Here is an 11,872-nt window from a genome sequence, read left to right as displayed (position 1 = left end):
GTTTTCTTTCATTAGGGGTCTCCATCTTTTTGCGACTAGGTATAAATTGAATGACCATTAACCTTTTTATTGAGAAGAACGTGTGCGGGCGACAACCCTTATTGCTTGAACAGACTCTACTTCGTTGACCTGTCGCAACTGGTTGATATCAACAATTGGCGTCGGATTAATAGCACTCTCACTACCTTCAGAAGCAACCGTACTTAACATGGCGGTGTTCACAGGCGCAGTGTCGGCTTCTTGATTGAGTAGTATTAACCATCCCGCCATAGTGCCTGCAATCGAGACGATCATAATGCTGCTTTTAAGAGAGGCAAAAGGATCTGTCTTTTTAGCGGTTTTACTAGTGGCTGTATTAGAGGTTTGGGCCTGATGTGATTTGGTATTAGTCATCGTATTCATCCTCATCATGTTGCTGATAGCTCGTAGCAATCAAACGCCCACTCTCTTTATAGCGTTTGTCGTCGTGTTTTTTATTGCGGTGTTTATCATCATCGTGATGCTTATCTTTATAGTCATCATGATCATCGTCTTCTTCTTCTTCTTCAAAGCCCTCAGCACGATAGTCACTAGCAACTGGATTTAAGACAGCACCAAGATTGGCATCAATATAACTAGGACCGCTGTCTAATAGCACTTCATAAGCGACTGTACCGTTATAGTTGATAAGCTCCGGGGTCGCCTGCAATGTCGCATCAGGAGCCCCTTGTTTGGCAAGCGCGGTTGCTTGCTCAGCAGTCAGTGCAGCAAGAGATGAGGTTTGGGTAGATTGAGAGAGAGGATTGGTGACTGCTGTAAACGATGATAAAGAAGGAGAGGTTATGTCAGGATTTTGACTCACAGTATTTGCTGCTGCTTGAACGTTATCAGCATTAGGCGACTGGACAGATAAAGCGATGACGCCGCCAAAAAACACTAATGAGGTCGCACCGACAGTTAATAACAAGGGTTTTAATAGAGGTAAGCTCATAATAGGTGTACTCCGTATACTATTAGGGAATACAACTAGCATACGTAGTGAATATTAACTCAAGCTTAAGAAAGTAAGGTTTAATTTTTTATAGTGTTTTTATAAGACGCTTGATGGTGGTTTTTTATCTATTACCGTTGCGATAAAACCTACTTCTGGTGCAGTGCGGTTCGCAAACGTTATGGCGAGACCATGTAGCTCGGCAATTCGATTAACAATGGAGAGACCTAAGCCGCTACCCAATTGGCTTTGACCTGCTGGACGATAAAAGCGTTCGCTTAGACGCGCTAACTGCTGCGGATCTACGCCTAAGCCATTATCAACTACTCTAATAGTATTGGTATCCAATTGAAGTTCAATCAAAGCCCCTTCAGGACAGTAGCGAATGGCATTGTCTAACAAGTTGCGGATTAACAATTTGAACAAGATAGGATTGATAAGAATCGGTAAAATATCAGCAGGGTTATCACACTGTACAGTACGTTTTAATTGAATATGTTTTTCACGAGCCAAACGATTAACATCACTAAGTACAATATCCGTTAGCGCCAGCCAATCTGGTTTTTCTAATTGCTCAGGCGGTAATTGTTGTTGCGGTTCTATTTTGGCTAAAATCAGTAGTTGGTCAACTAAATGAGTGGCGCGCTCAATGCCATTACTAATTTTTTGAGCGTGGTAAAACAGCTGATTATCATCTTCTATATCTAATAGCTGTAATATCTGCTGTTGCAATAAGTCCGCTTGTAGTTTTAATGCCGCAAGTGGACTTCGTAGCTCATGCGAAGCATCCGCTGTAAAGCGTTGCTCACGTGCTAAAGTTTCCGCTACTTTGACAAACAAAACATTTAAGGCGGTCACTAAAGGCTGAATCTCTTTAGGTACATCTGCAGTGATGGGACTATCATCTTGCGGCTGGCGTTGAGCAAGCTCGGTACTGATTTGGGTTAGCGGCATAAACCCGCGCCGAATTAACCAAATAACCAAAGCGATAAATGCCAATAGCCCAATCAACATCGGCAGCACTTGCACAGACATGGCGCTGACAATCATCTCTTGGCGAGAATCTAGATTTTGACCGACCGCAATCACCCGATCTTTATGCTTAGAATCATGGTCATCATGAACATAAAATAAACGCCAGCGCTTACTAAATGGGTTGAGGCGCTGATACGCAGAATCATGCGCTTCTACAAAACCATGCTGATCAGATAAAAAGGCAAAGGATTGACCATTTTCATCGGCCATTAATAAGCGTCCTTTTTTATCCCAAATGGCAAAGCCCATATAGTCATCTTTAGCATTACCAAGGTCACCTGACAGCTGCTTACTGTTTAAGTTGTATATTTTGGCGGAACGCTTCTTTTTACTTTTACTATCCTCTTGCTCATGATCGTCTCTATCATCATCGTCTTTAGGAGCGACACCTATTAGATAGCGGGCAACTTGAGTAATTTGGGTATCATTCATCTCGTTTATTTCGTGCCACAGCCGCAACGCAATAAAGCTGGAGGTAAGTATCCATAACAAAGGAAGACCAATCAATAAGGAGGTTAATAGCCGTTGCTGGATACTTTTCATAGGCTCACGTGTACTTACATATTAAGTAAAATAGACAAGATAGATAAGCTAAAGGTAATCAAGGATATCATTCATGACTGTTATAAGAGGGATTGAGATAGTAGCCGATACCGCGTTTGGTCAAGATAAAGTCATTGCCCAGTTTTTTACGTAAGTGATGAATGTGCACTTCAATGGCATTACTTTCGATATCTTGTTGCCATCCATACAGTTTATCTTCTAAGCTCGCTCTACTATGGATTTGTTTGGGATGGGTCAGCATTTGCTCCAAGATTGCCACTTCTTTGATGGTCAATTCAATCACTTGACCTTGATACGTTAGTTGCTGATTATGAGGCTGATAGGCAACCTCGCCATAACGGATTTCAGGTTGGCTACGTCCCTGACTGCGTCGCATCAAAGCTTGCAGACGAGCAACAACTTCATCTAATGCAAACGGCTTAACCAAATAATCGTCAGCGCCCACATTGAGTCCTGCCACCCGATTGGCAATCGCGTCGCGTGCAGTGATAATTAAAACCGGCGTATCAATGTGTTTGGCGCGCCAATTTTGCAGCACGGTCATGCCGTCCCCTTTTGGCAAGGTTAAATCAAGCAGCACCGCATCAAACATATCCTCTTGCAGCGCCATTTCACCTTGCTTAGCATCACTGAACCAATCGACCATCATGCCATGGCTTTTTAAGCCGAGAATAATACCTTCAGCAATGCTGCTATCGTCTTCTATTAATAATATACGTGACATGTGTTTTCCATCGCTCTATTTATTCTGCCGCTTCGTTTATTTCATATTTGACGGTTCATCTGTCACCGTTTTATTGCCGGTTATCATCGATTTAATCAGGTTTTGGCGTTGCCAGTAACTCATGGCAATCGCAGCGATAATATGCAAAGGAACGAGTAGATATAAACTGTTTGCTAATAGCTCATGCACATCTTCAAGAAAATCTTCATTACCAATGATTTCTGATTCCATTAGATAACCGGTTATTCCTAATCCTATAATCACTGCCCATAACGATAGTATCATAAGGGCTGCCAATGGATTATGCCCAAGATGCTGCTCATCAACACGGCGAACACTTAAGTCTGATATATGATACTTAAGTCGTGTTGGTGTGGGAAAGAAATTAGTAAAGCGTGCATATCGAGTGCCAATTAAACCCCAAAGCAAGCGTATCACCACTAATCCTACCACGGTATAGCCTACATAGGCGTGTAGATCGCTACCGTCTTCAGTAAAGAGTAGATTGGCAATAATACCCGCTGCCACTGTCCAGTGGGTGATTCTAACTAAAATATCCCAAACTCGTACTTGTCTCATCTTGGGGATGCTGGATGACGGTACGCCAGAATTAGGGATCAAATTGGTGGTGTTATTTTGGCTCATGATCGTCACTCCCTTAAGAATACATTTGTTTATTAACGATATTTGGCTGCAAGAAACTAAAGCGAAGCGAGATATCGTAAGCAGACTAGATGTCGCAGTGTCTGTCTTATAGCTATTACAACAAATGAACCTTAAGGTGAGCTTAGTAAGCTAAAAAATTAATCGCTGATTAATATATTATGAAATGCCTTTTTCTTAAGCCAGTAGAAAGAACTTAGAATTTGTAATGCAGTAATAAATAGAGCAACTAACTTAACAATTTATCTATGTTAAGCTTTTCTTAAGATTTCCTTAAGTTTTATCTATTATGATTGAGTTATCAACATGGCAAGTTGTAAAACCCATTAAGTGTGTTGTTGAAATCAATTAAAAACTCTAAAGGCAAGGAGAACATCATGAAAAACTTATCAATATTTAGTAAGTCTATTGTTATGACACTTAGTATGATAGCGGTTAGCAGCGCTACTATTTCTGTTGCACAAGCTGCTACTCCAGCCGTAAAGGTCAGTGAAGCGGTGGCAGCAGCAAAAAGTAAAATCAGCCTTGAACAAGCTATTGCTATTGGCAATAAAACGATTAAAGGCGATCTTGTCAGTGCAGAGTTTGACCAAAAGGGTTATTCGGCAGGTGGTAAATACGATGTTAAGTTCATCGCTAATAATACTGAATACAAAATAAGAATCGATGCTGATACGGGCAAGGTTTTAAGTGCTAAACAAGATCAGCTTGATAGAGAGGATATGGCAGAATACAAAGCGATGAAACAGGCGAAAGTTAGCCTAAACCAAGCAATGAAAAAAGCCACTCAAGATGTAAACGGAAAAATCATTAAAGCAGGGTTTGATGTTGACAATGGCAAGTCAGTGTATGAGATTAAAGTTGCTAAAGGCAATCAGATACACAAAATCGTTATCAATAGCATGACTGGTAAGGTTATTAGTAGTCGCCTAGAAAGCTCTGACGACGATTAAGAATGCTGTCCACTAACTTTTAATGCTGTAATTGTAATCCTACTTAATAATGGCTCTAAGCGGTACTCAAGTATCGGTTAGAGCATTTTAATTTAAAGTATTCTGCGTTTAAAATAGCTTTAGCTTAGACTGATAATAAATGCTTATAGACGATACTATCAATAAAGGATGCTTCATGCGCGTGATCTATGCTGTCAACCCCGTAGACGTTAAGTTGGGAGATTTTAATCAAACAATCTGAATATAGTCATCAAATAATATCTGTATTGGCGATCTATCGTCCAAACTCTTTTTAATCCTAGCCTAACTATCTATACCTATAAAAATCAGGCAAGTGCTTACCGTTAACTAAAAAAGAGTAGTCTTAAAGTTTTGTAGGAATATTGCGAACAGTACAAGAAAAAAAGCTGTTAGCAAGCTACTAAGAGTAGTGCTATACCAAAGCCAAACTTGTTGAGCAGATAAGGGAATAACAAGAAAAAAGGTAGGGTTCCAAGAACATACCAAAAAGTATAGTAAGCGCGATTGCTTATCTTAACTATCGGCTGCTTTTTAACATACAACAAATGAACCTTAAGGTGAGCTTATGAAATCAAAGAATGTGAAGACTTAGTGGATGTAGTGGCATATCTGAGGTCATATGCTACCTTAAGACTCAGTTAAGAATTAAGTAGTAGTATCATTCATGCTTTTTTAAATAATCTAAACTTGGTAAAACAAGCTTTCTTAACTTTAATGAAATAATTTTAGGGAGTCTATTATGGCCTTAAAGGCTTGGCAAGCTATCGTTAGTATCGTAGCAATTACTTCAGTCACTGTACTCATGCAAATCCCCTCTGAGACATGGGCAACAGCAGCAACAGCCAGCCTAATACTAGGTGCTTCAGCTTTAGCATGTATGGCAATCTCATGCATACTTGCTAGTCGTTGGCATGTTGTTGAAGGATTATTTGGTGGTCTAGATAGAGTGTATGAAGCTCATAAATGGATTGCCATCTGGGCATTGGTATTTGCTGTCTATCATTTCGTTTTTAAAGCCAAATTAGACTCTTGGGATCTTGCACCCATTTTAGAATTGTCTAAGTATTGGACGCGTTTGATACGACAACTCAGCATTGTCGCCCTAGGTCTAATTGTGATGTTGGCATTGAATAGAAAAATCCCGTATGGCAACTGGCGTTGGTTACATAAATTCTCAGGGCCACTTTTTTTAATCGTCATACTGCATTGGTTGAGCTTTAAGTCACCTATTACCTTGACTAGCCCAGCGGGCATTTGGTTAGCGCTAATTTGTGGTTTAGGGGTGATTGCCGCGCTGTACAAAATGCTACTGTACCCTTTCGTTGCCAAAGTTGGCGAATATAAGCTCGTGTCTATGTCTCATGGCAAAGCGGCTATACACTTGGAATTTGAGCCAGTGGATAGTAAATTCCCCTTTAAAGCCGGTCAATTCGCTTTTATCTCTCTTAAAGAATCAGGTTTGCGTGAGCCGCATCCCTTTACCATAGCCAGTGCGCCCTCAGATACTGGACACATTCATTTTGTGATTCGAGCATTAGGCGACTACACAAAAAAGCTTAGTGAACAAGCTAAAGTGGGTATGTTAGCTGATATTTATGCCCCTTATGGTCATTTCAAACGCAAGCTGAACGCAGAGCGTGAAGTCTGGATTGGGGCTGGAGTAGGAATCTCACCCTTTATTTCATGGTTAGAGGATAAAACGGTCGGTCATTTTGAACAGGCTACTTTGGTTTATTGCTTCAGTCCCTCACGCGCTTTTCCTAGTGTTGAGCGTATGAAAGAAGTAACAGATCAATCTGGTGCCGATTTTGTGGCCAATCCGAGTGGTAGCGATGCCATGGCTGATGCAATTCGCAAAGCAACCAGTGAAGTCAATCCAAAGGAGGTTCAAATCAGCTTCTGCGGCCCTAAAGGCCTGCTACAAAATGTACAGTCACTCATGAAAGAGTATGGCATTCCCGCCAAAAACATTCATTATGAGCTCTTTGATTTTCGCTAGAACACATAAAAGTTGCTGTGCTTAGCATTAACCTGATAAAGCAAATGGTACGCTTATTTAAGCCTTAGATCATCGTTGCTAGGGCTAAGTAATTGAATGACAAACCCCGATATTAATAGCGTCACCTAAGAAAAGTAAATTTCATAGCTCAGCCCTCTATGCTATATAAATAATAGCATATAGAGCTTTTCTGACTTATCAGAGTAAGGTTGTTCCATGGCATATGCAGATGTTGATACCCCAATTTTAATAAACTCACCTAAGTAAAATACCAAATCAGATAAAAGTTCCTAACGCTACCTATAGTAGTGTTGGAAGCCTTTATTTGATGTCCCTAATGTCTAAAAAATAAGGGCATACATCTAATATAATAAGATTTATACCCCCTTAATAATAAAGTCATTAACACCTAATAAATTATAATTTGGCTCGTAAAAATTCATACCCCGACTTTCACAAACCCCGAGCTTAACAAAGCCACCTGAGAAATCTTGTTATTAGCCATTCGTAGTGAAATCCTTGTATGGAAAGGCTCAGATGAACTAGTGATATAGCATTTTCACATTTTGGTAAGTAATCAGTACATCTATAAATGCGATTTTTAGACCCGCAATGTTATAGGAAATCACATCTAACAATTTTGAATTATGGATGTAAGTTAATTCTAAAAACGCTCATTACTTCAAAACCACCTTGCCAGCCGCACCATCCATTCGATAGTTTTTAATGTCCCCGGCGATAACCAGGTTAATTGCTTTTTCAATCTCATCAAGGGGAACATTAAACCACTCTGTCGCCTTGTAGAGGTTATCGTTTGCTGCTTTTGAAGATACCTTGACTCTTTGATCATAAAAGAAGGCGTGCAACACACCTTCCACGCTTCGGGCATTGGCGTCATAAACCTGCCATTCAGCAATAATATTTACAGGCTGTTGTAGGAATGCAGTATCCCTAATTGAGTGCTTAGTGCGCGCCTCTCCTGTAAGGGTTGAAAAACCAACTTTATGCAGGTGCTTATAGTGTGCTAAATTGCTTGGCGTATCAGTTAGCTTGGCGACATAAATGACACCAGTAAGCTGTCGATCATCTCCGAAGTTTTTGGCCAATTCATCATTCATCCAGTCAGGATCGGTAATTAATAGCTGATAGCTGTTTTCATATTTATACTGAGCGGTAGCCAATGAGCGGATGAGCATATTAGACTCAGTACCATTAGCAAACACCAGACGAAGTCGCTGCTGGTTACGCTCATTCTTTCGATCCTCTGCTTGGTATATATCCGCTACATAACACAAAATCCCGTTTAAAACGAAGACGCTGCCAATGTTGATATCTTTCACCGATGAAAAGTTGGTTTTAGTAAAAGCCCCCGTTTGAATGGCTTTGGATATACGCTCAAAGGTTGCCTCAAACTTATAAAAGTCCTTACATTCAAAGCGAGTTGCTATTTCTTCATCATCGTACTGGTCATAAGTATTGCGAGAATTGAGCTGACTATCACTGACTAAGATTTCAGAATGGATGTTGTCAAAAATCCCTAGGTCATCACTGTTGAAAATATCATCTAGAGTGTTAATAACAGGTGGCTCGCTAACAGTATCGATGACCGGCTCAGCTTCCTTAGTGCTAGCGCTGATTGCCTTTTTAGACCCATCACCCTTATTATTCAGGCTTTTTACTGAGAGTGTCGGCTTGTCGTCAGATAGGGTAGACGCCGTACCTTGAGCAGTTAGTAAACCATGCTTATCTAAAGCTAGCAGTTCTTGCGAGTTTGCGTGGTTGGTTTGTATGGTAGCTAAGAGGCGAGCATTTATCTTTTCATTAATATCGCTAGCACTGCTACTAGGCACGCGCCCATGTTGATCGATAAAAAGGTTGATACTGTCAAACTGCTGCGCTAAAACGCTGTTATTCGTCGGGCTTTTGGTAGCAGGCTTTATATCGTCTAATAAACCAGTACTGTCATTTAAAAAAATATCGTCTAGTGTTTTGTACTCACGACTTTGATAGATCTCATCGAGTTTAATCATGACTATTGGCTTCTCGCTTAGCTTTTTGGTTTCTGACATAGGAGATAACTTCAATCATGCGCCGCTCGATAGCATCTTCTGAGTTTCTATTAGGCTGACGACCTTTATTCTTGATAAAAGCCACTATCTTTGGCCACATTAGTACCGCTTCGGCCTCGGTTACGGTCGAACGGCTGGCATGCACGACGTCATTGATGGTTTGCAAGACTTCTTTATCGACTATTCTGGAGAGGACTTCATACGCATCATGAAAGGGGTTGACTGATTTGACAAGATCGATGGGAAGGTTGTTCACATTGACAAACTTACTGCCAACCTTCACAAAGCCGTTGCTAGGATTTGAGTCATTGCTGCTGCTTGATTTGGTTTTAGGGTTATATATTTTTGCGTCAGCTGGCAGGTGGCGCTCTTTGACAATATCGTTTTCATTGAGCTGACTTTTTCGTTCAGCATTGAGAGTAGCGATATCTATATACTCATGACCTTGCTTAATGAAACAGCGTTCATTTTCGATGATGGCATCATCAGGGATATCTTTACCTGCAACCACGCCACCTTGACGGTTGATAGCCATATACTGCATGACGCCTTCTTGTACTTGCCGTACTTCATTGGCATCTAGCGTTGGGTATTTACTACGAATAATACTTGGAATAACGGTATCCGATACTGCTTCTGTCTCAACGTTATTGGTTTCGGCAGCGATATACTTTTTAATATGATCTGTGTTTTGGGCTAGCTGGGCCAATATCTCTTCACGGTCTTGGTTAAGTATATTCATCACTCGATCAGAGGGAGGATTGACGGTGTCATCAATAATAATAGTACCTGCCGGCAAGTCTGCCTTACCTAATATATCCAGCTCACTACGACGTTTAAAGTTGATATTAGGTTTGAGTACTTGCTCCATCAGTAGTGATAGCGTAATGGCTTTTAATAAGTCATTAACGGAGCTTGTCACCTCAGACTTATCCGCTTCTGGCTCAGCGATTAGGTTGGTAAATTGGGCATGGTGTTTGCCCGCGCTATCGCGTGTTGAGCGGCCAATAATCTGCACCACCTCGGTCAGCGAGCCTCGATAGCCAATGGTTAATACGTGCTCACAATACTCCCAGTCGAACCCTTCTTTGGCCATTCCAAGGGCTACGATGATATCCATATCATCGCGAGAGGCAATATCCGCTAAGTAAGCTTGCGTATTTACTCGTATGGCATCATCAGTCACTAAGTCAGCGAGTAGTAAACGCCTGCCATCATGTGACCGTATGGTGATGACACCAGTATTTTCATCACGAGATTCAATTTCACCGATAATATCGATGATACGACCAACGGTCTCATATTTGTCAGTCTCAGCGGTTAAGCTATTAACGTTAGGGATGTGAATGATGGTCTTTTTGCTGGTATCTAAGCACTCATCTAAGGCGTCAAAGAATGATTTTTTATAAAAGTGATAGCCAAGTCCTAATGACTTTAGGTGCTCATAACCATTCAGCTGTTCGTAATAGGTGTAAGTCACCTTATCAAACTTCTCTTCATCGTTATCTGACAATATGGGTACTGAGTCGCCACGGAAATAAGAACCCGTCATTGCCACGATATGCGCGCTGGTCTGCGTCATAATGCCATCTAGTATGGCACCCAAGCGGTTAGAATCATCTGCAGAGACGTGATGGAATTCATCAATACCGATAAGTACATCGTTAAATAACTCGATGCTACCGCCATCCTCAATTACTTTGTCAAAGCCATATCGAAAGCTATGATGGGTGCAGACTAGGACTTGGGGAAGAGAGTTATCATTGACGCTTGAAGTGACAAACTCTGAGAAGATGGCAGTCTTACGAATATCACTTTGCGCGAGGCTTAAGCATAAGTTATAGCGGTCTGCTACTTCCCAATCCGCAAAGAAACCATAATCACTCAGCGCTGTTGACTTAAAAGATTTACCAATACTCATCTCTGGGACGGCAATGATGACTTTTTTGACACCTTGGTTGATAAGCTTGTCTAAAGCCAAAAACATCATGGCACGTGACTTACCAGAGGCGGGAGGTGACTTAATGAGTAAGTACTGGCTATTACGCTTCTCGAACGCACGTGCCTGCATTTCACGCATGCCTAGCTTGTTGTTCTTTTTGCTTTGACCAGTGCGGGCGTAAGTCTGATTTAGGATATTAACAGTTGCAGTCATAGTAGATTCATTATAGGTGGAGATGATCGTAAATCTTTAGCGTAGTAAAAACACAGCTCATTTATCATAACAATAGTGCAAAATTAGTAATAGCAAGTCAGCGTATTATTATTACGATCAAACTCAGCTTTTGAATCATACAAACCGTCACTCATATAGTCTGATGTCCGACGTGTCTTGAAGTGTTTCCAAACACTTTGCATATCTGCGTTCTTAGCAAACTTCAGAACGTATTCACCACCTTCTGACTCAGGTCTAAATTTATAATGATACTCTGCTAGAGGCTGTTCGCGGTATTTGACCCCATTTGCAAACTTAATATGATATTCAGTATATTCATTACTGGTCTGAATGCTCACATCCTTCATCAGTGGGCTATAACCAGGGGCCCATTGAGACCGTGGAGCTATAGAAAACTCGTAAATCTCATCATTTTCATTCGGTTCTGCAAGCGTCTTCATTTTCATTGTTCTGCTAATGAACTTATTATGATTTTCATTGATAGAACTATAAATGGGTCCGTCTCCGATACAGCCATCCTCCATCCAAGCAAACATTATGAACATGTCACCCATAGGAAGGTCTTGACCATTTTTGCCTTTTAACGATATTAGATCGCTTTGTGGCGCGGCTGATGCTTGACCTATAGAAAGTACGAGTAGGGCAGTAAAGGCTACGCTTGGTAAGATTTTAGAAATCATAATAGAACGCTCTTTATA

10 protein-coding genes are annotated in these 11,872 nt (G+C 40.9%); 2 read left to right on the top strand and 8 right to left on the bottom strand.

Annotated elements, in window-relative coordinates:
• Positions 1-66: 66 nt before the first annotated feature.
• The 5 genes from ACR63N_RS10215 to ACR63N_RS10195 form a co-directional block, all read right to left on the bottom strand.
• Positions 67-411 carry a hypothetical protein gene (locus tag ACR63N_RS10215; protein ID WP_472781967.1) on the bottom strand — a complete coding sequence of 115 codons (345 nt, stop codon included), beginning with the start codon at positions 409-411 and terminating at the stop codon, positions 67-69.
• Positions 386-970, bottom strand: a complete 585-nt coding sequence (locus ACR63N_RS10210; protein WP_472781966.1) for a PepSY domain-containing protein — start codon at positions 968-970, stop codon at positions 386-388. The genes ACR63N_RS10215 and ACR63N_RS10210 overlap by 26 nt, the downstream gene beginning before the upstream one ends.
• Positions 971-1,069: 99 nt before the next feature.
• A complete protein-coding gene (locus ACR63N_RS10205; protein ID WP_472781965.1) occupies positions 1,070-2,548 on the bottom strand; it encodes an ATP-binding protein in 1,479 nt (492 codons plus the stop codon).
• Positions 2,549-2,615: 67 nt separating this feature from the next.
• The gene (locus ACR63N_RS10200; protein WP_472781964.1) at positions 2,616-3,293 is read right to left on the bottom strand and encodes a response regulator; all 678 of its coding nucleotides are present in this window, start codon (positions 3,291-3,293) and stop codon (positions 2,616-2,618) included.
• A gap of 36 nt (positions 3,294-3,329) precedes the next feature.
• Complete coding sequence (locus tag ACR63N_RS10195) at positions 3,330-3,938, bottom strand: cytochrome b/b6 domain-containing protein (protein ID WP_443550311.1); 609 nt, start codon at positions 3,936-3,938, stop codon at positions 3,330-3,332.
• Between the two features lie 395 nt (positions 3,939-4,333).
• Here ACR63N_RS10195 and ACR63N_RS10190 point away from each other — a divergent pair, with 395 nt between their 5' ends.
• Together ACR63N_RS10190 and ACR63N_RS10185 are read left to right on the top strand one after the other, a co-directional pair.
• Positions 4,334-4,909, top strand: coding sequence for a PepSY domain-containing protein (locus tag ACR63N_RS10190; RefSeq protein WP_443550310.1), 576 nt, complete (start codon positions 4,334-4,336; stop codon positions 4,907-4,909).
• Positions 4,910-5,669: 760 nt separating this feature from the next.
• Complete coding sequence (locus ACR63N_RS10185; protein ID WP_443550308.1) at positions 5,670-6,929, top strand: ferredoxin reductase family protein; 1,260 nt, start codon at positions 5,670-5,672, stop codon at positions 6,927-6,929.
• Positions 6,930-7,606: 677 nt separating this feature from the next.
• On the opposite strand, the gene ACR63N_RS10180 is transcribed toward ACR63N_RS10185, so the two are convergent.
• From ACR63N_RS10180 to ACR63N_RS10170, 3 genes are all read right to left on the bottom strand, one after another.
• Positions 7,607-8,998, bottom strand: a complete 1,392-nt coding sequence (locus ACR63N_RS10180; protein WP_472781963.1) for a GIY-YIG nuclease family protein — start codon at positions 8,996-8,998, stop codon at positions 7,607-7,609.
• Positions 8,952-11,153 carry a DEAD/DEAH box helicase gene (locus ACR63N_RS10175; protein WP_472781962.1) on the bottom strand — a complete coding sequence of 734 codons (2,202 nt, stop codon included), beginning with the start codon at positions 11,151-11,153 and terminating at the stop codon, positions 8,952-8,954. Before ACR63N_RS10175 ends, ACR63N_RS10180 begins: the two co-directional genes overlap by 47 nt.
• A gap of 83 nt (positions 11,154-11,236) precedes the next feature.
• Positions 11,237-11,854, bottom strand: coding sequence for a hypothetical protein (locus ACR63N_RS10170; protein WP_472781961.1), 618 nt, complete (start codon positions 11,852-11,854; stop codon positions 11,237-11,239).
• Between the last annotated feature and the right edge of the window lie 18 nt (positions 11,855-11,872).

The sequence above is a fragment of the Psychrobacter sp. M4 genome (assembly GCF_055699795.1).
The sequence above is the reverse complement of the archived record's forward strand: the minus strand, read 5'-3'. Positions and strand labels throughout refer to the sequence as shown.

Coding starts and splice junctions, on each gene's coding strand:
- ACR63N_RS10215 (WP_472781967.1), bottom strand. CDS start 411: ATGATGAGGATGAATACGATGACTAATACCAAATCACATCAGGCCCAA.
- ACR63N_RS10210 (WP_472781966.1), bottom strand. CDS start 970: ATGAGCTTACCTCTATTAAAACCCTTGTTATTAACTGTCGGTGCGACC.
- ACR63N_RS10205 (WP_472781965.1), bottom strand. CDS start 2,548: ATGAAAAGTATCCAGCAACGGCTATTAACCTCCTTATTGATTGGTCTT.
- ACR63N_RS10200 (WP_472781964.1), bottom strand. CDS start 3,293: ATGTCACGTATATTATTAATAGAAGACGATAGCAGCATTGCTGAAGGT.
- ACR63N_RS10195 (WP_443550311.1), bottom strand. CDS start 3,938: ATGAGCCAAAATAACACCACCAATTTGATCCCTAATTCTGGCGTACCG.
- ACR63N_RS10190 (WP_443550310.1), top strand. CDS start 4,334: ATGAAAAACTTATCAATATTTAGTAAGTCTATTGTTATGACACTTAGT.
- ACR63N_RS10185 (WP_443550308.1), top strand. CDS start 5,670: ATGGCCTTAAAGGCTTGGCAAGCTATCGTTAGTATCGTAGCAATTACT.
- ACR63N_RS10180 (WP_472781963.1), bottom strand. CDS start 8,998: ATGTCAGAAACCAAAAAGCTAAGCGAGAAGCCAATAGTCATGATTAAA.
- ACR63N_RS10175 (WP_472781962.1), bottom strand. CDS start 11,153: ATGACTGCAACTGTTAATATCCTAAATCAGACTTACGCCCGCACTGGT.
- ACR63N_RS10170 (WP_472781961.1), bottom strand. CDS start 11,854: ATGATTTCTAAAATCTTACCAAGCGTAGCCTTTACTGCCCTACTCGTA.